Origin of the sequence: Shewanella sp. S23-S33 (genome assembly GCF_043359565.1) — a bacterium.
In the GTDB taxonomy this organism is placed as follows: domain Bacteria; phylum Pseudomonadota; class Gammaproteobacteria; order Enterobacterales; family Shewanellaceae; genus Shewanella; species Shewanella oncorhynchi.
Genome location: NZ_JBHFFD010000003.1, coordinates 1 through 24,887, shown reverse-complemented (window position 1 = coordinate 24,887; position 24,887 = coordinate 1). Strand labels below are relative to the sequence as shown.

41 protein-coding genes are annotated in these 24,887 nt (G+C 45.3%); 34 read left to right on the top strand and 7 right to left on the bottom strand.

The genetic code is table 11. The features are described from left to right. The 29 genes from ACHA99_RS00735 to rplQ all read left to right on the top strand — a co-directional run. A partial coding sequence (locus ACHA99_RS00735) for an EF-Tu/IF-2/RF-3 family GTPase (protein WP_393940350.1) occupies positions 1–557 on the top strand: 557 nt, incomplete at its 5' end. A 334-nt stretch (positions 558–891) separates the two neighbouring features. Then, positions 892–1,203 carry a 30S ribosomal protein S10 gene (gene rpsJ / locus ACHA99_RS00730; RefSeq protein WP_006083601.1) on the top strand — a complete coding sequence of 104 codons (312 nt, stop codon included), beginning with the start codon at positions 892–894 and terminating at the stop codon, positions 1,201–1,203. 30 nt (positions 1,204–1,233) lie between these two features. Beyond that, the gene (gene rplC, locus ACHA99_RS00725) at positions 1,234–1,872 is read left to right on the top strand and encodes a 50S ribosomal protein L3 (protein WP_006083600.1); all 639 of its coding nucleotides are present in this window, start codon (positions 1,234–1,236) and stop codon (positions 1,870–1,872) included. Between the two features lie 17 nt (positions 1,873–1,889). Beyond that, positions 1,890–2,495: a 50S ribosomal protein L4 gene (rplD, locus tag ACHA99_RS00720; RefSeq protein ID WP_113941598.1), complete on the top strand. Its 606-nt coding sequence runs from the start codon at positions 1,890–1,892 to the stop codon at positions 2,493–2,495. Further along, complete coding sequence (gene rplW / locus ACHA99_RS00715; RefSeq protein ID WP_025008843.1) at positions 2,495–2,797, top strand: 50S ribosomal protein L23; 303 nt, start codon at positions 2,495–2,497, stop codon at positions 2,795–2,797. Before rplD ends, rplW begins: the two co-directional genes overlap by 1 nt. A 16-nt stretch (positions 2,798–2,813) precedes the next feature. After that, the gene (gene rplB, locus ACHA99_RS00710; RefSeq protein ID WP_006083597.1) at positions 2,814–3,638 is read left to right on the top strand and encodes a 50S ribosomal protein L2; all 825 of its coding nucleotides are present in this window, start codon (positions 2,814–2,816) and stop codon (positions 3,636–3,638) included. Positions 3,639–3,652: 14 nt separating this feature from the next. Then, positions 3,653–3,931, top strand: a complete 279-nt coding sequence (gene rpsS, locus ACHA99_RS00705; protein ID WP_006083596.1) for a 30S ribosomal protein S19 — start codon at positions 3,653–3,655, stop codon at positions 3,929–3,931. Between the two features lie 15 nt (positions 3,932–3,946). Continuing rightward, positions 3,947–4,279, top strand: coding sequence for a 50S ribosomal protein L22 (gene rplV, locus ACHA99_RS00700; protein WP_006083595.1), 333 nt, complete (start codon positions 3,947–3,949; stop codon positions 4,277–4,279). Between the two features lie 9 nt (positions 4,280–4,288). Further along, positions 4,289–4,981, top strand: coding sequence for a 30S ribosomal protein S3 (gene rpsC, locus ACHA99_RS00695; protein ID WP_006083594.1), 693 nt, complete (start codon positions 4,289–4,291; stop codon positions 4,979–4,981). 11 nt (positions 4,982–4,992) lie between these two features. Then, positions 4,993–5,403, top strand: coding sequence for a 50S ribosomal protein L16 (gene rplP, locus ACHA99_RS00690; protein WP_006083593.1), 411 nt, complete (start codon positions 4,993–4,995; stop codon positions 5,401–5,403). Further along, positions 5,403–5,594: a 50S ribosomal protein L29 gene (gene rpmC, locus ACHA99_RS00685; protein WP_006083592.1), complete on the top strand. Its 192-nt coding sequence runs from the start codon at positions 5,403–5,405 to the stop codon at positions 5,592–5,594. Before rplP ends, rpmC begins: the two co-directional genes overlap by 1 nt. After that, the gene (gene rpsQ / locus ACHA99_RS00680) at positions 5,594–5,842 is read left to right on the top strand and encodes a 30S ribosomal protein S17 (RefSeq protein WP_006083591.1); all 249 of its coding nucleotides are present in this window, start codon (positions 5,594–5,596) and stop codon (positions 5,840–5,842) included. Before rpmC ends, rpsQ begins: the two co-directional genes overlap by 1 nt. Positions 5,843–6,022: 180 nt before the next feature. Beyond that, on the top strand, positions 6,023–6,391 hold the full coding sequence (rplN, locus tag ACHA99_RS00675) for a 50S ribosomal protein L14 (protein ID WP_006083590.1): 369 nt from the start codon (positions 6,023–6,025) through the stop codon (positions 6,389–6,391). Positions 6,392–6,402: 11 nt separating this feature from the next. Continuing rightward, positions 6,403–6,717, top strand: coding sequence for a 50S ribosomal protein L24 (gene rplX, locus ACHA99_RS00670; RefSeq protein WP_006083589.1), 315 nt, complete (start codon positions 6,403–6,405; stop codon positions 6,715–6,717). 12 nt (positions 6,718–6,729) lie between these two features. Beyond that, complete coding sequence (rplE, locus tag ACHA99_RS00665) at positions 6,730–7,269, top strand: 50S ribosomal protein L5 (RefSeq protein ID WP_006083588.1); 540 nt, start codon at positions 6,730–6,732, stop codon at positions 7,267–7,269. Between the two features lie 10 nt (positions 7,270–7,279). Further along, complete coding sequence (rpsN, locus tag ACHA99_RS00660; RefSeq protein ID WP_006083587.1) at positions 7,280–7,585, top strand: 30S ribosomal protein S14; 306 nt, start codon at positions 7,280–7,282, stop codon at positions 7,583–7,585. Positions 7,586–7,609: 24 nt separating this feature from the next. Beyond that, positions 7,610–8,002, top strand: a complete 393-nt coding sequence (rpsH, locus tag ACHA99_RS00655; RefSeq protein WP_006083586.1) for a 30S ribosomal protein S8 — start codon at positions 7,610–7,612, stop codon at positions 8,000–8,002. 10 nt (positions 8,003–8,012) lie between these two features. Further along, entirely contained in the window at positions 8,013–8,546 is a 534-nt protein-coding gene (gene rplF, locus ACHA99_RS00650; RefSeq protein WP_105251036.1) for a 50S ribosomal protein L6, read from the top strand. A 10-nt stretch (positions 8,547–8,556) separates the two neighbouring features. Continuing rightward, complete coding sequence (gene rplR / locus ACHA99_RS00645) at positions 8,557–8,907, top strand: 50S ribosomal protein L18 (RefSeq protein ID WP_006083584.1); 351 nt, start codon at positions 8,557–8,559, stop codon at positions 8,905–8,907. An 11-nt stretch (positions 8,908–8,918) separates the two neighbouring features. Next, positions 8,919–9,422 carry a 30S ribosomal protein S5 gene (gene rpsE, locus ACHA99_RS00640; protein ID WP_006083583.1) on the top strand — a complete coding sequence of 168 codons (504 nt, stop codon included), beginning with the start codon at positions 8,919–8,921 and terminating at the stop codon, positions 9,420–9,422. A 6-nt stretch (positions 9,423–9,428) separates the two neighbouring features. After that, positions 9,429–9,611: a 50S ribosomal protein L30 gene (rpmD, locus tag ACHA99_RS00635; RefSeq protein WP_006083582.1), complete on the top strand. Its 183-nt coding sequence runs from the start codon at positions 9,429–9,431 to the stop codon at positions 9,609–9,611. A gap of 3 nt (positions 9,612–9,614) precedes the next feature. After that, on the top strand, positions 9,615–10,049 hold the full coding sequence (gene rplO / locus ACHA99_RS00630) for a 50S ribosomal protein L15 (RefSeq protein ID WP_006083581.1): 435 nt from the start codon (positions 9,615–9,617) through the stop codon (positions 10,047–10,049). A gap of 7 nt (positions 10,050–10,056) precedes the next feature. Further along, on the top strand, positions 10,057–11,397 hold the full coding sequence (gene secY, locus ACHA99_RS00625; RefSeq protein WP_007644459.1) for a preprotein translocase subunit SecY: 1,341 nt from the start codon (positions 10,057–10,059) through the stop codon (positions 11,395–11,397). A gap of 21 nt (positions 11,398–11,418) precedes the next feature. Continuing rightward, positions 11,419–11,532 (top strand): 50S ribosomal protein L36, encoded by a 114-nt coding sequence (gene rpmJ / locus ACHA99_RS00620; RefSeq protein ID WP_006083579.1) that lies wholly within the window; start codon positions 11,419–11,421, stop codon positions 11,530–11,532. A gap of 117 nt (positions 11,533–11,649) precedes the next feature. Continuing rightward, a complete protein-coding gene (gene rpsM, locus ACHA99_RS00615; protein ID WP_011787581.1) occupies positions 11,650–12,006 on the top strand; it encodes a 30S ribosomal protein S13 in 357 nt (118 codons plus the stop codon). A gap of 15 nt (positions 12,007–12,021) precedes the next feature. Beyond that, positions 12,022–12,414, top strand: coding sequence for a 30S ribosomal protein S11 (rpsK, locus tag ACHA99_RS00610; RefSeq protein WP_006083577.1), 393 nt, complete (start codon positions 12,022–12,024; stop codon positions 12,412–12,414). 32 nt (positions 12,415–12,446) lie between these two features. Then, positions 12,447–13,067, top strand: a complete 621-nt coding sequence (gene rpsD, locus ACHA99_RS00605) for a 30S ribosomal protein S4 (RefSeq protein ID WP_006083575.1) — start codon at positions 12,447–12,449, stop codon at positions 13,065–13,067. 24 nt (positions 13,068–13,091) lie between these two features. Next, positions 13,092–14,081, top strand: coding sequence for a DNA-directed RNA polymerase subunit alpha (locus tag ACHA99_RS00600; protein ID WP_006083574.1), 990 nt, complete (start codon positions 13,092–13,094; stop codon positions 14,079–14,081). Positions 14,082–14,121: 40 nt separating this feature from the next. Further along, positions 14,122–14,517 (top strand): 50S ribosomal protein L17, encoded by a 396-nt coding sequence (rplQ, locus tag ACHA99_RS00595; protein ID WP_006083573.1) that lies wholly within the window; start codon positions 14,122–14,124, stop codon positions 14,515–14,517. A gap of 57 nt (positions 14,518–14,574) precedes the next feature. Here rplQ and ACHA99_RS00590 read toward each other — a convergent pair whose 3' ends face one another. From ACHA99_RS00590 to ccmA, 6 genes are all read right to left on the bottom strand, one after another. Then, positions 14,575–15,525 (bottom strand): ABC transporter substrate-binding protein, encoded by a 951-nt coding sequence (locus tag ACHA99_RS00590; RefSeq protein ID WP_393940326.1) that lies wholly within the window; start codon positions 15,523–15,525, stop codon positions 14,575–14,577. A gap of 196 nt (positions 15,526–15,721) precedes the next feature. Next, on the bottom strand, positions 15,722–16,210 hold the full coding sequence (ccmE, locus tag ACHA99_RS00585; RefSeq protein ID WP_105251038.1) for a cytochrome c maturation protein CcmE: 489 nt from the start codon (positions 16,208–16,210) through the stop codon (positions 15,722–15,724). Next, complete coding sequence (gene ccmD, locus ACHA99_RS00580) at positions 16,207–16,407, bottom strand: heme exporter protein CcmD (RefSeq protein WP_105253042.1); 201 nt, start codon at positions 16,405–16,407, stop codon at positions 16,207–16,209. Before ccmD ends, ccmE begins: the two co-directional genes overlap by 4 nt. Continuing rightward, positions 16,407–17,153 carry a heme ABC transporter permease gene (locus tag ACHA99_RS00575; RefSeq protein WP_105251039.1) on the bottom strand — a complete coding sequence of 249 codons (747 nt, stop codon included), beginning with the start codon at positions 17,151–17,153 and terminating at the stop codon, positions 16,407–16,409. Before ACHA99_RS00575 ends, ccmD begins: the two co-directional genes overlap by 1 nt. A gap of 1 nt (position 17,154) precedes the next feature. Next, the gene (gene ccmB, locus ACHA99_RS00570) at positions 17,155–17,841 is read right to left on the bottom strand and encodes a heme exporter protein CcmB (RefSeq protein WP_006079706.1); all 687 of its coding nucleotides are present in this window, start codon (positions 17,839–17,841) and stop codon (positions 17,155–17,157) included. A gap of 11 nt (positions 17,842–17,852) precedes the next feature. Further along, positions 17,853–18,503 carry a cytochrome c biogenesis heme-transporting ATPase CcmA gene (ccmA, locus tag ACHA99_RS00565; RefSeq protein ID WP_131525727.1) on the bottom strand — a complete coding sequence of 217 codons (651 nt, stop codon included), beginning with the start codon at positions 18,501–18,503 and terminating at the stop codon, positions 17,853–17,855. A 318-nt stretch (positions 18,504–18,821) separates the two neighbouring features. Here ccmA and ACHA99_RS00560 point away from each other — a divergent pair, with 318 nt between their 5' ends. Beyond that, positions 18,822–19,121 (top strand): cytochrome c5 family protein, encoded by a 300-nt coding sequence (locus tag ACHA99_RS00560; protein WP_105251041.1) that lies wholly within the window; start codon positions 18,822–18,824, stop codon positions 19,119–19,121. A gap of 61 nt (positions 19,122–19,182) precedes the next feature. On the opposite strand, the gene ccmI is transcribed toward ACHA99_RS00560, so the two are convergent. Then, a complete protein-coding gene (ccmI, locus tag ACHA99_RS00555; RefSeq protein ID WP_393940352.1) occupies positions 19,183–20,433 on the bottom strand; it encodes a c-type cytochrome biogenesis protein CcmI in 1,251 nt (416 codons plus the stop codon). Positions 20,434–20,833: 400 nt separating this feature from the next. On the opposite strand from ccmI, the gene ACHA99_RS00550 reads away from it, so the two are divergent. Genes ACHA99_RS00550 through ACHA99_RS00535 form a run of 4 tightly spaced genes read left to right on the top strand, consistent with a single transcriptional unit; the run spans position 20,834 to position 24,439 of the window. Next, positions 20,834–22,813 carry a heme lyase CcmF/NrfE family subunit gene (locus tag ACHA99_RS00550; protein ID WP_393940318.1) on the top strand — a complete coding sequence of 660 codons (1,980 nt, stop codon included), beginning with the start codon at positions 20,834–20,836 and terminating at the stop codon, positions 22,811–22,813. Between the two features lie 11 nt (positions 22,814–22,824). Next, positions 22,825–23,379 (top strand): DsbE family thiol:disulfide interchange protein, encoded by a 555-nt coding sequence (locus ACHA99_RS00545; RefSeq protein ID WP_105251044.1) that lies wholly within the window; start codon positions 22,825–22,827, stop codon positions 23,377–23,379. Continuing rightward, a complete protein-coding gene (nrfF, locus tag ACHA99_RS00540) occupies positions 23,376–23,855 on the top strand; it encodes a heme lyase NrfEFG subunit NrfF (protein WP_105251045.1) in 480 nt (159 codons plus the stop codon). Before ACHA99_RS00545 ends, nrfF begins: the two co-directional genes overlap by 4 nt. Further along, positions 23,852–24,439 (top strand): TlpA disulfide reductase family protein, encoded by a 588-nt coding sequence (locus ACHA99_RS00535; protein ID WP_263164989.1) that lies wholly within the window; start codon positions 23,852–23,854, stop codon positions 24,437–24,439. The genes nrfF and ACHA99_RS00535 overlap by 4 nt, the downstream gene beginning before the upstream one ends. Positions 24,440–24,887: the final 448 nt, after the last annotated feature.

Here is a 24,887-nt window from a genome sequence, read left to right as displayed (position 1 = left end):
CGTTCCTACTGCCAATCGAAGACGTATTCTCAATTTCAGGCCGTGGTACAGTAGTTACTGGTCGTGTTGAGCGTGGTATTGTTAAAGTGGGTGACGAAGTTGAAATCGTTGGTGTTCGCACAACGACTAAAACAACGTGTACTGGTGTAGAAATGTTCCGTAAACTGCTTGACGAAGGTCGTGCAGGCGAGAACTGTGGTGTGTTATTACGTGGTACTAAGCGTGATGACGTAGAACGTGGTCAAGTATTGGCTAAACCAGGTTCAATCAACCCACACACGACTTTTGAATCAGAAGTTTATGTTCTGTCAAAAGAAGAAGGCGGACGTCATACTCCATTCTTCAAAGGCTACCGTCCACAGTTCTACTTCCGTACAACTGACGTAACCGGTACTATCGAACTGCCAGAAGGCGTAGAGATGGTAATGCCTGGCGACAACATCAAAATGGTAGTGACTCTGATTTGCCCAATCGCGATGGACGAAGGTTTACGCTTCGCAATCCGTGAAGGTGGTCGTACAGTTGGTGCTGGTGTAGTAGCTAAAATCATCGCTTAATTGCGATAGAAATTAGTTTGAAAAGGAAGCTTCGGCTTCCTTTTTTATTTGAGGGCTGGTTTTATTCACAAATTTGTGTAAAATGCTCGCCACTCTGAAGTTAAATAGTTATTTGATGACTATTTACACAGCGGGCTTGATATCCGGATTTAGATAGGTATAATGGCCCCCTCGTCGACTTAGGTTGACGAATTAAATGATTAGTCGCTGAAGTTAATCATTATCATAGCGGCTCCGATTGGGAGTCGAACGGTTAAATCATCTCGCTCTGCTTTTCTATATTGAAGAAGCTAGAGGGTGATTTTTTATATGTCCATTTTAGGAGCTCTGGTCAATGCAGAACCAAAGAATCCGTATCCGCTTAAAGGGATTTGATCATCGCTTAATTGATCAGTCTACAGCGGAAATCGTTGAAACTGCTAAGCGTACAGGCGCGCAGGTTCGTGGTCCAATTCCACTACCTACTCGCAAAGAGCGTTATACCATTTTGATCTCTCCGCACGTTAATAAAGATGCTCGTGACCAGTACGAATTACGTACACACAAGCGCCTGGTTGACATCGTAGAGCCAACTGAAAAGACTGTTGACGCGTTAATGCGTTTAGATCTTGCGGCTGGTGTCGACGTACAGATTAGCTTGGGTTAATTGAGATCCTAGTAAGAAGAGGTTTGAGAGATGGCTATCGGTCTTATTGGTCGTAAAGTTGGTATGACTCGCATCTTCACTGAAGATGGTGTTTCAATACCAGTTACTGTAATTGAAGTTGCAGGCAACCGTGTTACTCAAGTGAAAACTTTAGAAACTGACGGCTACCGTGCACTTCAAGTTACAACTGGCACCAAAAAAGCCAATCGCATCACTAAACCAGAAGCAGGTCACTTTGCCAAGAGCGGCGTTGAAGCCGGTCGTGGTTTGTGGGAAATGCGTTTGGTAGACGGTGAAGGCGAGGGCATTGAAGTTGGTGCTGAGCTAAATGTTGATATTTTCGCAGACGTAGCGAAAGTTGATGTTACTGGTCAATCAAAAGGTAAAGGCTTCCAAGGCGGCGTTAAGCGTTGGAACTTCCGTACTCAAGATATGACTCACGGTAACTCTTTGTCGCACCGCTCGAATGGTTCTATCGGTCAGAACCAAACGCCTGGTCGCGTATTCAAAGGCAAAAAAATGTCAGGCCATATGGGTGCCGAGCGTGTTACTACTCAAAATCTAGTTGTTGTTCGTGTAGATGTTGAGCGTAACCTGCTACTAGTCCGTGGCGCTGTTCCTGGCGCTACCAATGGCGACTTGATTATCAAGCCTGCCGTTAAAGCTTAAGGTCTGAGGAGATAGTAATGGAATTGGTATTGAAAGACGCGCAAAGCGCTCTTGAAGTTTCCGAAACTACCTTCGGCCGTGACTTTAACGAGGCACTGGTTCATCAGGTAGTTGTAGCATACGCTGCAAACGCGCGTCAGGGCACTCGTGCTCAAAAGACTCGTGCGGAAGTAACTGGCTCAGGCAAAAAGCCTTGGCGCCAAAAAGGAACTGGCCGTGCTCGTGCTGGTTCTGTTAAAGGCCCAATCTGGCGTGGCGGTGGCGTAACATTCGCTGCTAAAACCCAAGATCACAGCCAAAAAGTTAACAAAAAGATGTACCGCGGAGCGCTGAGAAGCATTCTGTCTGAATTGGTACGTCAAGAGCGTTTGGTTATTGTTGAATCTTTCGGTGTTGAAGCTCCTAAAACTAAAGAGCTGAAAGCTAAATTGAAAGCAATGAACCTTGAAGACGTTCTGATTGTGACTGCAGAAGTTGATGAGAACTTATTCTTAGCAGCTCGTAACCTGTACAAGGTTGACGTTCGTGATGTAGCGGGTCTAGACCCAGTGAGTCTGATCGCCTTCAACACTGTGCTTGTGACTGCTGACGCAGTGAAGCAAATCGAGGAGATGCTAGCATGATGATCCGCGAAGAACGTTTGCTAAAAGTTATTCTCGCTCCACATATCTCTGAAAAGAGCACTGTGAACGCTGAGAAGCACAACACTGTTGTTTTCCGCGTAGCTATCGATGCAACTAAAGCTGAAATTAAAGCTGCTGTTGCTAAGCTATTTGAAGTTGAAGTTGATTCAGTTCGCACTTTAGTGAGCAAAGGCAAAACTAAACGCACTGGTGGCCGTACTGGTCGTCGTAGCGATTGGAAAAAAGCCTATGTGACTCTAGCTGCTGGTGCTGACATCGATTTCGTCGGCGGCGCTGAGTAAGCAAAGGAGAATTATCATGGCAGTTATTAAGTGTAAGCCAACCTCTCCAGGTCGTCGCCACGTAGTTAAAGTGGTGAACACTGACCTGCACAAGGGTAAACCTTTTGCTGGCTTGTTGGCGAAAAAATCTAAAAGTGGTGGCCGTAACAATACTGGCCGTATCACTGTCCGTCACGTAGGTGGTGGTCATAAGCAGCATTATCGTCTAATCGACTTCAAACGCGATAAAGATGGTATCCCTGCAAAGATTGAGCGTCTGGAATACGATCCAAACCGTACTGCTAACATCGCGTTAGTATTGTATGCGGATGGTGAGCGTCGTTATATTCTTGCTGCCAAAGGCATGCAAGCTGGCGATAAGATCCAGTCTGGTGTTGCTGCCGAGATCAAAACCGGTAACGCTATGCCACTGCGCAACATCCCAGTAGGTTCTGTAGTTCACGCAGTTGAAATGAAGCCTGGTAAAGGTGCTCAGATCGCTCGTTCTGCAGGTGCTTATGTACAAGTTGTTGCTCGTGATGGCGCATATGCCACTCTACGTCTTCGCTCTGGCGAAATGCGTAAAGTGCCAGTTGATTGCCGCGCGACATTTGGTGAAGTTGGTAATGCCGAACACATGCTACGCCAGTTAGGTAAAGCAGGTGCTAAGCGCTGGAGAGGCATACGTCCTACAGTGCGTGGTGTTGCAATGAACCCAGTAGACCATCCACACGGTGGTGGTGAAGGCCGTACTTCTGGTGGTCGTCACCCAGTGACTCCATGGGGTGTGCCAACTAAGGGTTATAAAACTCGTAGTAACAAGCGCACTGACAAGTACATCGTACGTCGTCGTAATAAATAGTAAGAGGATTCGCCATGCCACGTTCTCTCAAGAAAGGTCCCTTCATTGACCTGCACTTGCTGAAGAAGGTAGAGAAAGCGATGGAAGCCGGTGACAAAAAGCCTATTAAGACTTGGTCACGTCGCTCTATGATCATTCCAAATATGATTGGTTTGACCATCGCTGTCCATAATGGTCGTCAGCACGTTCCTGTGTTCGTAACTGACGAAATGATCGGCCACAAACTTGGTGAATTTTCACCAACTCGCACTTATCGCGGCCATGCTGCAGATAAGAAAGCGAAGAAGCGTTAATACGGGAGGAATAAGATGGAAGTTTTAGCTAAACATCGTTTTGCCCGTACGTCTGCGCAGAAGGCCCGTCTGGTTGCTGATCAAATTCGTGGATTGCCTGTTGCTAAGGCCCTCGAAATTTTGACTTTCAGCCCCAAGAAAGCCGCCGTACTGGTTAAAAAAGTACTTGACTCAGCTATCGCAAACGCCGAACACAACGAAGGCGCGGATATTGATGAGCTTAAAGTCGGAGCCGTCTTCGTAGATGAAGGCCCAACTATGAAGCGTATCATGCCACGTGCTAAAGGCCGCGCTGATCGTATCATGAAGCGTACCAGCCACATTACTGTGGTTGTATCAGATCGCTAGGAGAGAGCAATGGGACAGAAAGTACATCCTAATGGTATCCGTCTGGGTATCACCAAGCCTTGGATCTCTACCTGGTACGCAGATAAATCAGATTACGCAAGTAACCTGAACAGCGACTGGGAAGTGCGTAAGTTTCTTGTAGAGAAATTACAAGCTGCTTCAGTATCTAAGATTGTTATCGAGCGTCCAGCGAAAAGCATCCGCGTTACCATTCACACTGCCCGTCCAGGTGTTGTGATCGGTAAGAAAGGTGAAGACGTTGAAGTATTGCGTGCTGCAGTGTCAAAACTTGCTGGCACTCCTGCTCAAATTAACATCGCTGAGATCCGTAAACCTGAGCTAGATGCCAAGTTAGTTGCTGACTCAATTGCACAGCAATTAGAGCGTCGCGTAATGTTCCGTCGTGCTATGAAGCGCGCAGTTCAAAACGCAATGCGTATTGGTGCTCAAGGTATCAAAGTACAAGTTAGTGGCCGTTTAGGCGGAGCTGAGATTGCGCGCGATGAGTGGTATCGTGAAGGTCGTGTACCTTTACATACTTTGCGTGCTGATATCGACTATTCTACATCTGAAAGTCACACCCAATACGGTGTGATTGGCGTTAAAGTTTGGATCTTCAAAGGTGAAGTTCTAGACGGAATGCTGCCACAGATTGAAGAGCCGAAGCAGCAGCAACCTAAGCGCAAGCCTCGTGGTAAATAGGAGAGCCGGCAATGCTGCAACCTAAACGTATGAAGTTTCGCAAGATGTTCAAAGGCCGCAACCGCGGTCTAGCGAACGGTACCGAAGTTAGCTTTGGTACTTTTGGTCTGAAAGCAGTCGGCCGTGGCCGTTTAACTGCACGTCAGATCGAATCTGCACGTCGTGCCATGACACGTCACATTAAGCGTCAGGGACAAATTTGGATTCGAGTTTTCCCGGACAAGCCGATTACCTCTAAGCCTCTTGAAGTGCGTATGGGTAAAGGTAAAGGTAACGTTGAATACTGGGTATGTCAGATTCAACCTGGTAAGGTTCTTTATGAGATGAATGGTGTTTCTGAAGTGATCGCTCGTGAAGCGTTTGCTTTGGCTGCTGCCAAGCTTCCAATTAAGACTACCTTCGTAACTAAGACGGTGATGTAATGAAAGCGAGCGAACTGAGAGAAAAGAGCGTTGAAGAACTGAACGCTGAACTACTTGGTCTGCTGCGTGAGCAGTTCAACCTGCGTATGCAACACGCCACTGGTCAGTTGACTCAGACTAATCAACTGAAATTGGTGCGCCGTAACATTGCGCGCGTTAAGACCATTATTACTTCTAAGGCGGGTGCATAATGTCTGATAAAATCCGTACTTTGCAGGGTCGTGTAACTAGCAACAAAATGGACAAGTCCATTACTGTTGCTATCGAACGCCAAGTGAAACACCCAATTTATGGGAAATACATTAAGCGTACGACAAAGATCCATGCACATGACGAAACGAATCAGTGCAATGAAGGCGATTTAGTAGCGATTCGCGAATGTCGTCCTTTGTCTAAGACTAAGTCTTGGACCCTGGTTGAAGTAGTATCAAAGGCCTAAGCTAATTAGGTATTTAGGTAAACGGCTCCAGAATGTGGGGCCGTTTGTTTTTTAATACTATACATTCCACTTTTATGGTGTTATATTTGCGCGCCATTTTTGACTAAATTAATAGCAAAAATGAGTGTTTTTATTGTCCCATAGTGGGAATTGTGTAGTAACGATAGCGGAGCACTTAAAATGATCCAAATGCAATCGACTCTTGACGTTGCTTGTAACAGCGGCGCACGCAGAGTTCAGTGTATTAAGGTCTTGGGTGGCTCTCATCGTCGTTATGCCGGTATCGGCGACATCATCAAAGTTTCTGTTAAAGAAGCGATTCCTCGCGCTAAAGCGAAGAAAGGCGATGTGTATAACGCGGTGGTAGTCCGTACTAAGAAAGGCGTACGTCGTCCAGACGGTTCTGTCATTCGCTTCGATCGGAATGCAGCTGTTCTTTTGAACAACAACCTGCAGCCGATTGGTACTCGTATCTTTGGACCAGTGACACGTGAATTGCGTAATGAGCAATTTATGAAAATTGTCTCGCTGGCACCAGAAGTACTGTAAGGAGCTTCAAAATGGCAGCTAAAATACGTCGTGAAGACGAAGTGATTGTATTAGCAGGTAAAGACAAGGGTAAACGTGCAAAAGTTTCTCAAGTCCTTCCTACTGGTAAATTGATTGTTGAAGGCATCAATCTTGTCAAAAAACACCAAAAGCCAAACCCACAATTGGGCGTAGCTGGCGGTATTGTTGAGAAAGAAGCACCGATACAAGCATCAAATGTAGCGATTTTCAACTCTGCCACTGGCAAAGCTGATCGCGTTGGTTTCCGCTTTGAAGACGGCAAAAAAGTTCGTTTCTTCAAATCGAACAGTGAACTCGTTAAGTAATTGGAGTAAACGATGGCGAAACTGCATGATAAATACCAAGAGACTGTTGTCGCTGAACTTGCTAAAAAGTTCGGTTATACCAGTGTCATGCAAGTCCCTCGGATTGAGAAAATCACCCTGAATATGGGTGTTGGCGAAGCTGTTGCAGACAAGAAAATCATGGACCATGCTGTCCGTGATATGACTGCAATCGCTGGTCAAAAGCCAGTTGTGACTGTAGCTCGTAAGTCAGTTGCTGGTTTTAAAATCCGTGAAGGCTACCCTATTGGCTGTAAAGTGACCCTACGCGGTGAGCGTATGTGGGAATTCTTAGAGCGTTTAGTCGATATCGCAATCCCACGTATTCGTGACTTCCGTGGCTTAAGCGCTAAAGCGTTTGACGGCCGTGGTAACTACGCAATGGGCGTGCGTGAGCAGATCATCTTCCCAGAAATCGATTACGATAAAATCGATAAGATTCGTGGTATGGATATTGTTATCACTACTACTGCGAAGAATGATGAAGAAGGTCGTGCTTTGTTAGACGCTTTTAACTTCCCATTCAAGAAATAAGGGTAGCGTAATGGCAAAAACATCAATGAAAGCACGTGAAGCTAAACGTGCACAGCTCGTGGCCAAGTACGCTGAAAAGCGTGCGGCTCTTAAGACTATCATTGCAAGTCCAGCTTCTTCTGACGAAGATCGTTGGGATGCGGTTCTTAAGCTGCAAGCTCTACCACGTGATTCCAGCGCTGCGCGTCAACGCAATCGTTGTAATCAAACTGGTCGCCCTCATGGCTTCTTACGTAAATTCGGCTTGAGCCGTATCAAATTACGTGAAGCAACCATGCGTGGTGAAGTTCCTGGCCTGCGTAAGGCCAGCTGGTAAGCACTTGTCACGGAGTAAGCTAATATGAGCATGCAAGATCCTATTGCGGATATGTTAACCCGTATTCGTAACGGCCAAGCTGCTAACCACGTATCAGTGAAGATGCCTTCAGCTAAGTTGAAAGTCGCAATTGCGAAACTACTTAAAGATGAAGGTTATATTGCTGATTACGCCGTAGCAGATGAAGCCAAGCCTGAACTGGAAGTTACTTTAAAGTATTTCCAAGGCCAACCAGTCGTTGAGACTATCCAGCGTGTAAGTCGTCCTGGTCTTCGTATTTACAAAGGTAAAAACGAACTTCCAAAGGTGATGGGCGGTCTGGGTGTCGCAATTGTGTCCACTTCTAAAGGCTTGATGACTGATCGTGCCGCCCGCCTTGCAGGCATGGGTGGCGAGGTTATCTGCTACGTAGCTTAAGGAGCTAGGAATGTCTCGTGTAGCAAAAGCACCAGTATCTATTCCAGCTGGCGTAGAGGTGACCTTGAACGAACAGACCCTTACCGTCAAAGGCGGAAAAGGTAGTCTGACTCGAGTGATCAACAATGCGGTCAATGTTGTTATTGAAGCCGGCGTAGTTAAGTTCCTCCCTGTTGAAGGCGTTGTTAACGCTTGGGCACAGGCTGGTACAACTCGTGCATTAGTAAACAACATGGTTGTTGGTGTATCTCAAGGTTTTGAGCGTAAGTTAAAGTTAGTTGGCGTTGGTTACCGTGCGAAACTCGTCGGTGCTGATATTGACCTTACTTTAGGTTTCTCTCATCCGTTAGTACACAAACTGCCCGCAGGCGTTACTGCAGAGTGCCCTAGCCAAACTGACATCGTCCTACGTGGCGTTGATAAACAGTTAATTGGCCAAGTCGCTGCTGAGATTCGCGGATACCGTCCACCAGAGCCATACAAAGGCAAAGGTGTTCGCTATGACGACGAAGTAGTACGCCGTAAAGAGGCTAAGAAGAAGTAGGTAACGCGATATGGATAAGAAAACATCTCGCTTACGTCGCGCTACTCGCGCTCGTAAGAAGATCCAAGAGCTGGGCGTGAACCGTCTGGTTGTACATCGTACACCGCGTCACATTTATGCTCAGGTGATCAATCCTGAAGCTCAGGTGTTGGCAGCTGCTTCAACCGTAGAAAAAGCGGTTAAAGAGCTACTGAAGAGTACCGGTAACGTAGACGCAGCGAAAGCAGTAGGTAAATTTGTTGCTGAGCGCGCGATCGAAAAAGGCGTAACTTCAGTTGCGTTCGATCGTTCTGGTTTCAAGTATCACGGTCGTGTAGCTGCTTTAGCAGATGCAGCTCGTGAAGCTGGCCTGAAGTTCTAAGGGGTTATAAAATGGCTAAATTAGAAGCTCAGCAAAAAGACGATCTGCAAGAGAAATTAATTGCAGTTAATCGTGTTTCTAAAGTAGTTAAGGGCGGTCGTATCTTTAGCTTCACAGCACTGACAGTAGTGGGTGACGGTAACGGTAAGATTGGCTATGGCTATGGCAAAGCACGTGAAGTTCCAGCCGCGATTCAAAAAGCGATGGAAAAAGCTCGTCGTAACATTGTGACCGTTGAGTTGAATGCAGGTACTCTGCATCACCCAGTTAAAGGTCGTCATACTGGTTCACTTGTGTACATGCAACCTGCATCACAAGGTACTGGTATTATTGCCGGTGGCGCAATGCGTGCCGTATTGGAAGTAGCAGGCGTGCATAACGTTCTGTCAAAAGCATACGGTTCTACTAACCCGATCAACATCGTTCGCGCGACTGTCGATGCATTGGTGCACATGAAGTCACCTTCGCAAATCGCAGCTAAGCGTGGCCTGAATGTTGACGAAATTCGGGGGTAATGCACCATGGCAACTAAAACTGTAAAAGTTACTCAAACTAAAAGCGGTATCGGTCGTTTACCGAAGCACCGTGCAACCCTAACGGGTCTTGGTTTGCGTCGCATTGGTCACACTGTTGAATTAGAAGATACTCCTTCTGTTCGCGGTATGATCAACAAGGTCTACTACATGGTTAAGGTGGAGGATTAATAGATGCGTTTAAATACTCTATCTCCAGCTGCAGGCTCTAAGCATGCACCAAAGCGTGTAGGCCGTGGTATGGGCTCAGGTCTAGGTAAAACAGCGGGTCGTGGTCATAAAGGCCAAAAGTCTCGCTCTGGTGGCGGTGTACGCCCAGGATTCGAAGGTGGTCAAATGCCACTGAAAATCCGTTTACCTAAATTTGGTTTTACCTCGCGTCGCGCTATGGTAACAGCTGAAGTTCGTGTACTCGAACTGGCAAAAGTTAACGGTGATGTTATCGACTTAAACGCTCTGAAAGATGCGAACGTAATAACTCGCAACATCCAGTTTGCGAAAATTGTTCTTTCAGGTACCATTGAGCGCCCTGTGACTGTTAAAGGTCTGAAGGTAACCAAAGGTGCACGTGCAGCTATTGAAGCTGCCGGCGGTAAGATCGAGGAATAATACGTCGATGGCAAAACCAGGACTTGATTTAAAAAGCGCGAAAGGTGGACTTTCTGAATTGAAAGCTCGCCTCCTGTTCGTGATTGGTGCGATTATCGTCTTTAGAGCCGGTTCGTTTGTGCCAATTCCTGGTATTGACGCAGCTGTATTAGCAGAGCTGTTTGCTCAGCAAAGTGGAACCATCCTTGGCATGTTTAACATGTTCTCGGGTGGTGCCCTTGAGCGTGCCTCTATCTTTGCATTAGGTATTATGCCGTACATTTCGGCATCGATTATCATGCAACTGTTGACTGTCGTACATCCTGCACTCGCTGAATTGAAAAAAGAAGGCGAATCAGGACGTAAGAAAATCAGTCAATATACCAGATGGGGTACCTTAGTGCTGGGTACATTCCAGTCGGTCGGTATTGCAACCGGGTTACCAAACTTAGTGCCAGGCCTTGTGGTCAACATTGGATTTGGATTCTACTTTGTTGCGGTTGTGAGCTTAGTGACAGGAACTATGTTCCTTATGTGGCTAGGTGAACAAATTACCGAACGTGGTATAGGTAATGGTATCTCGATTTTGATTTTCGCAGGTATTGTTGCTGGATTACCTTCCGCTATCGGCCAAACGGCTGAGCAGGCGCGTCAAGGTGACTTGAATGTGTTAGTATTGTTGTTGCTCGCGGTAATTGTGTTTGCAGTGACTTATTTTGTAGTGTTTGTGGAACGTGGTCAGCGTCGAATTGTCGTTAACTATGCTAAGCGCCAGCAAGGCCGTAAGGTGTTCGCTGCGCAAAGTACCCATCTACCGCTGAAAATAAACATGGCAGGTGTTATTCCGCCAATTTTTGCGTCAAGCATCATTTTGTTTCCTGGAACACTGGCTCAGTGGTTCGGTCAAAATGAGTCCATGTCATGGTTAAGTGATTTTTCACTGGCTGTGTCACCTGGACAACCGCTTTACTCATTATTATATGCAACAGCGATTATCTTTTTCTGTTTCTTCTATACTGCGTTGGTGTTTAACCCACGTGAAACAGCAGATAACTTGAAGAAGAGTGGTGCATTCATCCCTGGGATCCGTCCTGGAGAACAGACTTCGCGTTACATTGATAAAGTTATGACCCGTTTGACATTGGCAGGCGCGTTATACATAACCTTTATCTGCTTAATTCCGGAGTTCATGTTAATTGCGTGGAAAGTACAGTTCTATTTCGGCGGTACTTCACTACTAATTATGGTAGTCGTAATCATGGACTTCATGGCTCAGGTTCAGACGCATATGATGTCTCATCAGTATGAGTCTGTGATGAAGAAAGCTAACCTAGTTAACAAAGCGAATTTAGATCGCTTTGGTCGCTAAGTAGCTTTACGGAGTGATGAAATGAAAGTTCGAGCTTCCGTGAAGAAGATCTGCCGTAACTGCAAGATCGTCAAGCGTAGTGGCGTTGTACGCGTTATCTGTGTTGAACCAAAACACAAACAGCGTCAAGGCTAAAAAGTAATTTGTTCAGCCCATGAATTGGGCTGAACAAAATTTTGTTTGCAAATCTGTCGACTGTCGAGTATCCTTTCGGGCTTTTCGCAGTTGGCCTTTAACTTTAAGGAGTGCATAGTGGCCCGTATCGCTGGCATTAACATTCCTGATCAAAAGCATACAGTCATCGCATTGACTGCAATTTTCGGCATCGGCCGTACTCGCGCTAGAGCAATCTGCGCGGCTACAGCAATCGCTGAAACTGCTAAGATCAAGGAATTGAGCGAAGCTCAAATAGACACACTACGCGAAGAAGTCGCCAAATACCTAGTAGAAGGTGACTTACGTCGTGAGATTTCAATGAACATCAAGCGTCTTATGGATCTTGGTTGTTATCGTGGTCTCCGCCATCGCCGTAGCCTGCCTCTCCGTGGGCAACGTACTAAGACCAATGCGCGTACGCGTAAAGGTCCACGTAAACCTATTAGAAAGTAACGGGAAGGTAAAGCAATGGCTAAAGTTCCGTCACGTTCTCCGCGTAAGCGCGTACGTAAACAGGTTGCAGATGGCATGGCTCATATCCATGCTTCTTTCAACAACACTATTGTCACCATTACAGATCGTCAAGGTAATGCGTTGTCATGGGCTACTTCAGGTGGTTCAGGTTTCCGTGGTTCACGTAAATCTACCCCATTTGCTGCACAGGTGGCTGCTGAGCGTGCAGGTGCTGCTGCTCAAGACTACGGTTTAAAAAACCTTGAAGTGTTTGTGAAGGGTCCAGGTCCAGGTCGTGAGTCAGCCATTCGTGCGCTGAACGCTGTTGGTTATAAAATTACCAACATTACCGATGTGACGCCGATCCCTCATAATGGTTGTCGTCCTCCTAAAAAGCGTCGTGTATAACGCCGTTTCATTAGGATAGTTGGAGAAAGATCATGGCAAGATACTTGGGTCCCAAGCTCAAGCTCAGCCGCCGAGAAGGTACAGACCTTTTCTTAAAAAGCGGTGTGAGAGCAATCGATTCAAAGTGTAAACTGGAAACTGCACCTGGACAACATGGCGCTCGTAAGCCACGTTTGTCAGAGTACGGTACTCAGTTACGCGAAAAACAAAAAGTTCGTCGTATTTACGGTGTGTTAGAAAAACAATTCCGTAACTATTACAAAGATGCTGCACGTACTAAAGGCAACACAGGTGAAAACCTGCTTCAGCTTTTAGAAACCCGTCTTGATAACGTTGTTTATCGTATGGGCTTCGGTGCAACTCGTGCAGAATCACGTCAGCTAGTAAGCCATAAATCTATTATGGTTAACGGTCGTGTTGTTAACATTCCATCATTCAAAGTGTCTGCGAATGATGTTGTGAGCATCCGCGAGAAGTCACGTACTCAAGCTCGTATTAAAGCGGCTTTAGAAGTGGCAGCTCAACGCGAGAAGCCTACATGGGTTGAAGTCGACAACGCGAAAATGGAAGGTGCTTTCAAGCGCGTTCCAGAACGTAGCGATTTGTCTGCGGAAATTAACGAACAGCTGATCGTCGAGCTTTACTCTAAGTAAGGCTAACAAACAAGAGAGGACACAATGCAGGGTTCTGTTACAGAATTTCTTAAACCGCGTCTCGTTGATATCGAGCAGGTTAACTCAACACGTGCCAAGGTTACATTGGAACCACTTGAGCGTGGTTTCGGCCACACTTTAGGTAACGCGTTGCGTCGCATCCTATTGTCGTCTATGCCCGGCTGCGCGGTTACCGAAGTCGAGATTGACGGTGTACTGCACGAATACAGCAGTAAGGAAGGCGTTCAAGAAGATATCCTTGAGATCTTGTTAAACCTGAAAGGGTTAGCAGTGACCATCGAGGGTAAAGACGAGGCTATGCTTACGTTGAGCAAGTCCGGCGCAGGCCCTGTCATCGCAGCAGATATCACGCATGATGGTGATGTCACTATCGTGAATCCTGATCATATTATCTGTCATCTGACAGGTAACAATGATATCAGCATGCGTATTCGCGTTGAGCGTGGTCGTGGTTATGTACCAGCATCTGCTCGTGCACAGACCGAAGACGATGATCGCCCAATCGGCCGCTTGCTGGTTGATGCTTCTTTCTCGCCAGTTGCACGTATTGCCTACAATGTAGAAGCAGCACGTGTAGAACAGCGTACTGACTTAGATAAACTCGTTATCGATATGACCACAAACGGTACTATCGATCCTGAGGAAGCTATCCGTCGTTCTGCAACTATTCTGGCTGAACAGCTAGATGCGTTTGTAGAGTTACGTGACGTGACTGAGCCAGAGCTGAAAGAAGAGAAACCGGAATTCGATCCGATTCTGCTGCGTCCTGTCGACGATTTAGAGCTAACTGTACGTTCGGCTAACTGCTTGAAAGCCGAAGCGATTCATTACATCGGAGATCTGGTACAGCGCACTGAAGTTGAGTTGCTGAAAACCCCGAACTTAGGTAAGAAATCTCTTACTGAAATTAAGGATGTTTTAGCTTCTCGCGGACTGTCGTTAGGTATGCGTTTGGAAAACTGGCCTCCAGCTAGTTTAGCAGACGACCTATAAGTCTCAGGTTTGTACAGATTTAGGTTATAAGGATTAGGTCATGCGCCATCGTAAGAGTGGTCGTCAACTAAACCGTAACAGCAGTCATCGCCAAGCCATGTTTCGCAACATGGCCGGTTCACTAGTTCGTCATGAGATCATCAAGACAACTGTGGCTAAAGCGAAAGAACTGCGTCGCGTAGTTGAGCCTCTGATAACACTTGCTAAGAGTGACAGCGTTGCAAACCGTCGTTTAGCGTTTGCACGTACTCGCGACGCTGAAGTCGTTGGTAAGTTATTTACTGAGTTGGGTCCACGTTACCAGGAACGTCCTGGTGGCTATACCCGTATCCTTAAGTGCGGTTTACGTGCTGGTGATAAAGCCCCTATGGCTTACATCGAGCTAGTTGGTCGCCCAGAAGCTGCTCAAGCTGTTGATGTTGAAGCTGCTGAGTAATTAAGGTTACACTTTTAAAAAGCCGGGCATTAGCCCGGCTTTTTTATGCCTTTTTGACTATTTTACCCAAAGTGTGGTTTTCTCGATTTCTTTTGGGAGGACGATATTCCATTTAGCTAAGCCTTTCTGGCTAAACATGTATTTTCCAAGATCATCTGTTACTGGGAAAATATTTTCGGGTTTCTCGCCGCCGAGTATTTTTGTCGCCATATTCGCTGCAATCTTGCCATGATGATAGCCATCGAGAACATAGCCACCAATATTACCTTCAGCAGAGACACTAAATCCCCAAAACCCAAAATTCGGTACCGGAGTATGTTCAGATATCCATTTTAGGAGCTGATCTGCATCTACTGAGTGATTATCTGCATCTCTAACTGTGTGGTATAGCGCCACGACTATAGCGTTATAACCCTGTTCCTTCGCGGTCAATACATTCCGCTGCCAATCCGTTAGCTGTGACAATTGCACTAAATTAACTTCGATATCGCCTAACATGCTTGAGTGTTGTTTACTGATGTATTCTGCCGCTGAGTCAGAGGTGACACCTTGGTCGAATAGAACTAAGATTTTTCTATGCACAATCTGTGGTAGTAAACGTTGAATGAGCAGTAGTGAACGTCGTAGTAGTGGTCTCTCAATGACGCCTGTAAAGCGTTTGTGTTCATTGAGATGATATTCTCTAGGATTCATGTTCACCCCTAAATAGACTACTGGGATTAGGCTGTCATTTAGGCGCTGGTGTAAGAGTTTAACCGCATTATCATCGGCGAGAATAACCAATTGAGGTGCTTGTTGTTGAATGTATTTCCATGCTAAGTCAGCCCGTTCAGCAAATTGCTCTTGGGGTAAGCGTTTGGTATCCATCTCGAAATAACTAACATCATGGTGAGGGCTGAGCGTGTCATAAATCGCTTGATAGTATTCTTGGTCCCATTGATAGCTATGATGGTAGCTTTCGATAACAACAACTTTAGCAGCAATTGCTTCCTGAGAGAGGCCTACCAAGCAGATAATTAGGAAGCTTAGAATGTGTTGCAAACTAGAGTTTAGTTGTCTTATTTGAATCATATGCAGTCTTAGGTATTGGCGCTGCCTAGAGTATAGTCCACCTTTAATTGTGCATATTCAGATAATAAAAAAGCCTCACTAGTTATTAAGCTAGGAGGCTTAGTTTGTACGCTATTGCTGAGCCATCAATAACCTACTTAGTATCTGGTGCCTTTTGCTGGCTATAATCTAACTTTTCGTGCTTTTGGCCCATGGCTTCAGCGACTTCTGGTGGCATGTAGTTTTCATCATGCTTGGCCAGTACTTCAGTTGCTTCTAGTTTGCCATCAGCACCCAGTACACCCTGAGCAACAATGCCTTGTCCTTCACGGAAAAGATCGGGCAATAGGTCGTCATAAGTGACCAGTACTTCACCGCCGAGGGAGTCATGTACTGCAAATTCGACATGCAAGCTTTTGGGATCTCGCACCATAGAACCTACAGTCACCATTCCGCCGACACGAATACGTTGGCCAATTTCAGGTTTTACGCCAGTGTCTGTCTTGCCGTGGACAATTTCAGACGGAGTATAGAATAAGTTCAAGTTGGAGTTCAGCGCATAGAGCAAAAGCGAAGTAATCGCAGCAACGCCACCGATTAATGCTACAGCTAATGTCAGTCTTTTTTTGCGTCTTGGGTTCACGATTTAGTACTCCTGGTTTCTTTTAGGCGTTCTTCTCTATCCATCTTTTTCGCGATATCAATTAACACCTTACGCTTTTGGCGTGCGCTGGTAATGATGAGCGTAGAGAGGCAGAAGAAGGTCACTCCGTAGGATAGCCATACATAGAATGCATAGCCGCCCATATTAAAAAAATCACTGATTGAATCGAATTGCATCATTTGACCTCCTCCGCTTTAGCTAGTTCACGGACCCAAGGGCGCATGCCATTTCTTGCTAAAATTTCTGCTCTAAAACGAACAATAGTGATGGCGCCAATCATAAGACCGAAGCCCAGTATGTTAATTAACAGTGGATAGAGCATTTCTGTCGACATTGTCGATTTCTCGGTAATGCGTATTGTCGACGGTTGATGTAATGAGCTCCACCATTCAACTGAGTATTTGATGATAGGAATATTGATCACACCGACGATCGCTAAGATCCCTGCTGCACGAGCTGCGAGCACTTTATCCTCAAATGAGGCATAGAGCGAGATCACACCTAGATATAGGAATAGTAATACCAGCTCAGAAGTTAAGCGTGCATCCCATACCCACCAAGCACCCCACATAGGTTTACCCCATGCCGCTCCAGTAAAGAGTGCGATAAAGGTGATCACTGCGCCAATGGGAGCAATAGATGCTGCAGCCCAGTCGGCAAGTTTTATCTGCCAAACTAGACCGATAAAGGCCGCTGTTGCCATACCCATATAAGCCGCCATTGACATAGACGCGGCAGGAACATGGATAAAGATAATACGGTAGCTATCACCCTGCTGGTAATCCGTCGGCGCGAAGACGAGTCCCCATGTAGTGCCAACAGCAATCAATAGACCAGCTAAGATCGCAAACCATGGAAATAACGTTCCTGATAATTTATATGCGCGTTCAGGATCCGCGTAAGGGTGTAACCATTTCCACATTTTAGTTAGTACTCACTCGCAGAGATGCACCAATTGCAAAAGGTGCTAAGGTTAACGATCCGACCAGCATAGCGCCTATTATAGCGAGCTGACCATCATAGGGTAAATTCATTCCTGCCGCGTCTATGGCACTCGTTGCAAAAATGAGTACTGGGATATATAGGGGCAAAATAAGTAAGCTGAGTAACACGCCGCCTTTCCTTAGACCGACGGTTAATGCCACACCTATAGCACCTAACAGCGACAATACTGGCGTGCCTAGCGCAAGCGTCGAAATTAACGCACCGTAGCTGTTGCCGTCTAGATTGAGTAATACCGCTAACAGTGGTGCGATAATAATCAGTGGCACACCAGTTAAAATCCAGTGGGCTAACACTTTAGCTAATACGAGAATGGCTAATGGCTGTGGACTTAATAGCATTTGTTCTAAGCTACCATCACTAAAGTCGGCTTTGAAAAGCCTTTCAAGTGACAACATTGATGCTAATAATGCGGCGACCCAAATTATCCCCGGTGCCACACGTGCTAACATTTGCGGCTCTGGTCCAATTCCCAGCGGAAACAAAGTAACGACCATAATAAAAAATAGCAGTGGGTTAAAAATGTCGCCGCGGTGGCGAATAGCAATTTTAAGATCTCGCTGCAGCAAGGTGAAAAATGCTTGGGTAAAACTGATGCCTCTTTTCATTGAGCCTGACCTTATATGAAGCGATAATCGAGACGAATTTTACGAAGCCTATCATCTGTGATAATGCCCATATCTTGGTGAGTTGTGAGAATCACACAACCACCATTATCCGCATGCTGAATAAATAACTGCTCCAGTTCTTCGACGCCTTTTTTATCAATTGCAGTAAAAGGTTCGTCAAGGATCCAAATTTTACAGTTGCTATGCCACAATCTTGATAGCGCTGTTCTGCGATGCTGGCCTGCGGATAAATGCCCCGCGAGAGCTTCTTCAAAGCCCGTTAAATTGACTTTGGCTAAAATCTCTGACGTATCAAAGTCATCATAACCACTGATTCTTAAATTGAAATTAAGGTTTTCTTCGGCAGTCAGCTCGCATTTCACGCCAGCTAAATGGCCTAAATACAAGAGGTCTTCATTGTATTCATCGCGGCAACGGTTTATGTCTTCATTAATGTAAAAAGTTTGTCCGGCATAGGGGCGAGAAAGGCCCGCCAATATGCGTAATAAACTGGTCTTGCCTGCGCCGTTAGGGCCTTCAATCTGAACAATGTCACCGGCATTTATATCAAAACTTAACTCATCAAAAAGGATACGTTCTTCGCGGATACAGGTCAGCTTGCTGGCTGACACTAATGTGGTTTCTTTAGTTATATTTGTCACTGAACCCTCTATCTCAAGCCGGAAGGAAACACAAGTCATTCTAACACAAACGTTATTGGGGGTTTACTCTTGGTTTGCACTAGATGTCAGCAATATGATGTGGTTCCAATAACCGCAATATTTATCGAACTTTTTTACGACTTGCTAATATATTAACGAATTTGTCATCCTTGTCGCCTGATTCATTTTGTGTTGAGATTCTAATCACAAAAAGATGAGATTTCTTGAAGTTTGTAGTAATCTTAGTCGGCTATAATGAGTCTGCCTAAGTAAGGGCGGCGCCGAGCTTTGTACGTATTTGCATTAGGAACATTGAACATGAAAAAACTGTTAGCAATGACTGCTGTCGCTGCTTTGACTATGTCAGTTAACGCTTCAGCTCAAGATGCTGAGGCTATTTATAATAAGGCATGTACTGTATGCCACAGCATGGGTGTTGCTGGTGCTCCAAAAGTGCACAACGCTGCAGAATGGGAACCACGCTTAGCTAAGGGCGTTGATGCTCTAGTGAAGAGTGTGAAAACCGGTCTGAATGCTATGCCACCAGGCGGTATGTGTACTGATTGTACTGATGATGATTACAAAGCTGCTATCAAATTTATGTCTACAGCTAAGTAATTCTTCAGATATAAAAAAACCGGCGAAAGCCGGTTTTTTTATATCTGCAATTAACTGCGATTTATTGCACTTGAGTATCAAGTACTAGGTTCGCTGTATCGCCTACGGCGACTTTACTGATCTTGCCTTGAATATCACCCGTTTGCGGTTTGATATTACCTTGTTTAGACAGCACAGCAATCACTTCCACATTGGCTGCATCGCTTAACTTCACATCACCACCCATACCGCTGCTGTCATCTAATGTCACTGTAATTGGGAAAGACTTAGCACTGACTTTGGTTGCAGCTAATGGGACTTTAGGTCCTTCAGTTGCACGGGCAAAGATGAAAATGGTGTCTTCTGGACTGGCTTTAGCCGCAAGTTCTGCAGAGATAGATATAGTGACATTGACCGATTTAGCACTCGCTTTGACTTGCTTATGTGCATCATCATTTGGCGTGCCAGCGGTTTCCGACTGCATGCGTAAGTTAGCGGTTTCGATTGCATTCATAAGAGCTGCACGATCAACGTCGGCACGACCGCTATCTAAAATCGTTTGCCAAGAGGTGATGGCTTTCTTGTAGTCAGCAGTAAAGAAAGCATCCATACCCACGAGCAGTAGCGTTGAAGGATCTTGGGCATCCATAGTTAAGGACTCATCGATAAGAGCTTGGATTCGCGGTGTCATTTGTTGACCCGCTTTGTAATACATCGCCGTTGCTTTTGGACCGAGCAATTCTGCATGCTTTCCGACTAATTCGATTACTTTATCGAAAGCCGCAATCGCTTTATCGTATTGGTTTGCTGATACATAAGCATGACCTAAGCTGAACCACAGTTGGCTGTTTTCTGGCTCGGCTTTAACTTGAGCTTCCATCATCTGCACGCGTTGCATCATGATTTGAGCCGTATCCATTCCCGCATGTGGATTTGCAGGTTGTTGAGCACTATCAATATTCTCGAAGGCACCTAAGTGTTGATAAAGATAGCCTGAGATGACAATCAAACAAACTGACATGATCGACGGCCACAGAATCGTCTTTGGCTTTATTTGGTTGACCAGTGAATCGTCGTTCGCTTGTTTGATGTCTTGGAGTAGACTGATTTCCAGTTCTTTCTTCAATGCATCAAATTCGGCTTGATCGAGTAGCTCTTCACTTAATTCTTTTTCAAGAACGCCTAAGCGCTCATTGAACAATTCAAGGTTCGTTTGTTTACGAACTCCAGCTTCTTCCGTTTTCAGCAATTTTTGCTGTCTGAAGTGCGGGATCCAAATCAGCATCAGGCCGACTAACATAACAAGCGCAATAAAAATCCAAAATGTCGTCATTGTTTCTATATTCACTTTAGTTTGCAGAAAGCGGAGTAACCGCTAGGCTTGGAAGCAAGATTATACGTAAAGATTGTTCATTGAACAGTAATATAAGGTAATCCCAGTGCTGAAAGCTTATAGTTGGGCACTGGTTCACAAATTGATTCTTCTTGTAAATTTTGTATGAAACTTAAGTGTCATTTGTCGGTCACATGCAGAACTGAGCCTCTTCCGTGACTTTCATCGACCTCTAAAATTGAGAATGAGACAAGTAACCCAGTTTTGTACGAAAGAGGCAGACAGGAACAATAGCAAATACTAAAATGAGCAAAATTTCGTGCATTTGCGTGAATAGCATGTTGTGCGTTGAGATAGAGTCTTTCTAAATCAACATATTATTGAAGACTGAGGAAAACCCATGATCCCAGAACTTGGACACTTTGCGTTGATAATAGGGGTGGCTTTTGCCTTCTTATTAATCAGCGTCCCCCTAATAGGTGTTGCCAGAAAAGACCAATACCTTGTTAGGTACGCTTGGCCATTAACGTACGGAATGTTCTTTTTTATTACCTTATCTGTTGTCGTGCTGGCTTATAGTTTTGCCGTCGATGATTTCTCGGTCGCCTATGTGGCACATCATTCAAATTCTCAGTTACCTATCTTCTTTAAGATCTCGGCCGTATGGGGCGGTCATGAAGGGTCACTGTTATTTTGGGTGTTTGCTTTATCAACTTGGGCGGCTGCGGTTGCCTTGTTTAGCAAAGGTTTAGAAGAAGTGTTTACTGCCCGTGTGCTGGCAGTATTGGCTCTTATTGTGATTGGCTTTAGTTTGTTTATGCTACTCACATCTAGCCCATTTGAACGTTTATTCCCGATCCCTGCCGAAGGTCGTGACTTAAATCCAATGCTGCAGGACGTGGGATTAATCTTCCATCCTCCTATGTTGTACTTAGGTTATGTGGGCTTCTCTGTAAGCTTTGCATTTGCGATTGCTGCGCTGATGAGCGGCCGTCTCGATTCTGCATGGGCTCGTTGGACTCGTCCATGGACATTAGCTGCTTGGACCTTCCTTACGGGCGGTATCGCACTAGGATCTTGGTGGGCTTATTATGAATTAGGCTGGGGCGGTTGGTGGTTCTGGGATCCTGTTGAGAACGCCTCTTTTATGCCTTGGTTAGTGGGTACTGCGCTTGTTCACTCTTTAATTGTGACTGAGAAACGCGGCGCCTTCCGTAACTGGACTGTATTACTGTCTATTTTCGCTTTCTCTTTAAGTTTGCTTGGTACCTTTATTGTTCGCTCAGGTGTATTAACTTCAGTGCATTCATTTGCAGCCGATCCAAGCCGCGGTATGTTCATCCTGTTGTTACTTGGTTTAGCGGTTGGCGGTTCATTAACACTGTTTGCTTTACGTGCCAGTGAAATGAGTAGTCCAGCCCGTTTCGAGCTTAAGTCTAAAGAAACTATGCTCTTAGTGTGTAACGTGCTACTGACGGTTGCCGCAGGTACGGTACTATTGGGTACATTATATCCATTGCTCATCGACGCGCTTGGCATGGGTAAGATTTCTGTTGGACCCCCATACTTTAATGCGGTGTTCGTGCCTATCGTATTAGTGCTATTTGGCTTTATGGGTATTGGTCCAATTATTCGTTGGAAAAAATCGAAAGCGGGCGAGCTTAAGCGTCAGCTATTGATCCCAGCAATGATTGCTGCTGCTATCGGTATTGTGACTCCTTTTATCGTCGATGGTGTATTCAATATTTGGGTTGCCTTTGGTATTGCTGCCGCTGCTTGGATTCTTCTGGCTACCGCAAGAGCGGCCTATAACATGGTCAAGTCGAAAGAAGGTGATATCAGCATCAGCCGCATGGGCCGTAGTCAGCTTGGTATGATCTTCGCGCATCTCGGTATTGCCGTTTCTGTGATTGGTGCCACTATGGTGTCAAATTACTCGATTGAGAAAAGTGTTCGTATGGGACCTGGTGTAAGCCAAGAACTTGCCGGTTATACTTTTAAGTATCTCGAGACCAAAAACGTAGTGGGTCCTAACTACACTGCACAGCAGGGACAGATAGAGATCTACAAGGGCGATGAGCTACTGACATTACTAAAACCCGATCGTCGTCAATATAATGTGCGAACTATGGATATGACAGAAGCCGGTATTGACTGGGGTCTATTCCGTGACTTGTACGTAACTATGGGTGACCCTATTACCAGCACTGAATTTGCGGTTCGTTTAAACTATAAGCCGTTCGTGCGTTGGTTATGGTTTGGGGCAATTTTCATGATGATAGGTGGATTCTTCGCTGCATCGGATAAACGTTACCGTGCGAAAGTCACTGCAGCCGTCGCGCCTTTGGCCGAAAAGGCAAAATTGGCAACGGCTCAATAATTGGGGAATGTATGAAGAAGTTGGTTCTGTTTATCCCATTGGTCATATTTCTCGCCATGGGGGTGTTTCTCTATAAAGGGTTATTTCTGAATCCGCAGCAATTGGATTCAGCACTGGAAGGGAAGCCTATTCCGGCTTTCCAACTGGAACGCCTAGAAACACCGGCTGAGATCATAACGAATGAGCAATTAAAAGGTAAGGTATCATTACTTAACGTATGGGCGACGTGGTGTCCATCTTGTAAATATGAGCATCCTTTCTTAGTGATGCTAAAACGTAAAAATCTGCTGCCAATTTACGGGATCAACTATCGTGATGAGCGTGTTCCTGCGTTAGAAGAGTTAAAACGTCAGGGCGATCCCTACAACGTTAATATCTATGATAAAGATGGGCGTTTAGGATTAGATCTTGGCGTTTATGGTGCTCCAGAGAGTTTTATTGTTGATCACAACGGTATTATCCGTTTCCGTTATGCAGGTCCAATTGACCAACGTGTATGGAGTGAAACCCTTTACCCTATGATCCAACAATTACAAGCTGAAGCAGCGAAGGATGGCGCAGCATGAGAACGCTGATAAAAATCATAGGTGGTCTAGTGCTGATGTTCAGCATGACGACCGCCGTCATGGCAACACCAGTTGATACTTACGAATTCAAGTCACCTGAAAATCAAAAGCGCGGTTTGTCTTTGGCCCATGAACTACGTTGTCCACAGTGTCAAAACCAAAATTTGATTGACTCCAATTCACCCGTTGCTCGAGATCTGCGTCTTGAGGTATTCAAGATGGTTGACGAAGGAAAAGGGGATGATGAGATCATCGAGTTTATGACCAGTCGTTATGGTGAGTTTGTTCTCTATAAACCTAAGATGGAAACCAAGACCTACATTCTCTGGTTAGGTCCTATTGGTTTATTACTTCTGGGTCTAGTGATTGGATTTATCTTCATTCGTAAGCAACGTATTGGCGGTAATGTGCCGAACGAAATTAGCGCAGAAGATCAGCGCGAGTTAGATACCTTGCTAAAGCGCAATACAAAATGAAGCATAAAGTCATAACGGCATTCATGTTGTCATCCATTCTTTCGGTATTTGTTGCTGGGGTCACGCATGCGTACCCTGGTATGCAGCAAACGGCTAAACCGATGGAATCAACGGTTGATTTGATCAATGTACTGCCAAAGACTTTTCCTATTGAGCCTGTTGCCTTTAATGATGTTGATGGTAAAGCTATCGACTTCAGCCAATTTAAAGGCAAGATCATTATGGTTAACATGTGGGCGACTTGGTGTCCGCCATGTGTCAGAGAGTTGCCTGCAATCGAAAGGTTAGCAACTAAGTTCAAGACTGAAGATTTTGTCGTACTGCCTATCTCTATTGATGCAGAAGGTAAGCAGCAGGTTCAGCCGTTCTTAAGTTCATTGGGTATGGCGAATTTCAACTCTTACTACGATCAACCACAAAGTCTTGGGAACGTTTTTCCGCTCGACACGATTCCTGCGACCTTTATTCTTGATCAACAGGGTCAATTAATTGCCTTTGTTCGATCCTATGTTGATTGGGATGACGTAAAAGCCGTCTCGCTAATCCAAGGTTTTATCGATAAAGGCAGCAAAAAGCCCAATTAATGGGCACTTTGCATGTAAAATAATCGCCATCGTTTAAAAGATCGCCATGCGATCTTTTTTCATTTAAAAAGCCCTTGCACAAAAAGTTTCACTGCCTATAATGCGCATTCACTGACACGGCAGACAGCGAAAGCCAGCTGACGAGTTAGGTTGAATTGAGTCGCTTTTAAGCACTTAATTCAAGCGCAGCAAGAAGTTGTAAAAAACTCCTTGACGCGAAACGGGAAATGCGTAAAATGCACGACCCTGAGCTGATGAAGCATCAGCACGACCCGCCTGCAACGGTATGTGGTCAACGCTCTTTAACAAGATAAAACAAGAAATCTGTGTGGACACTCACAGGTGTTGAGTTAATCGAAACTGCTTAACCTTCGGGTTGGCAGTCAAAAATTTAAATCAATGTAACAATGAGTGTTCATAGCAATATGTACAGTTTGTTTCTTTAGTT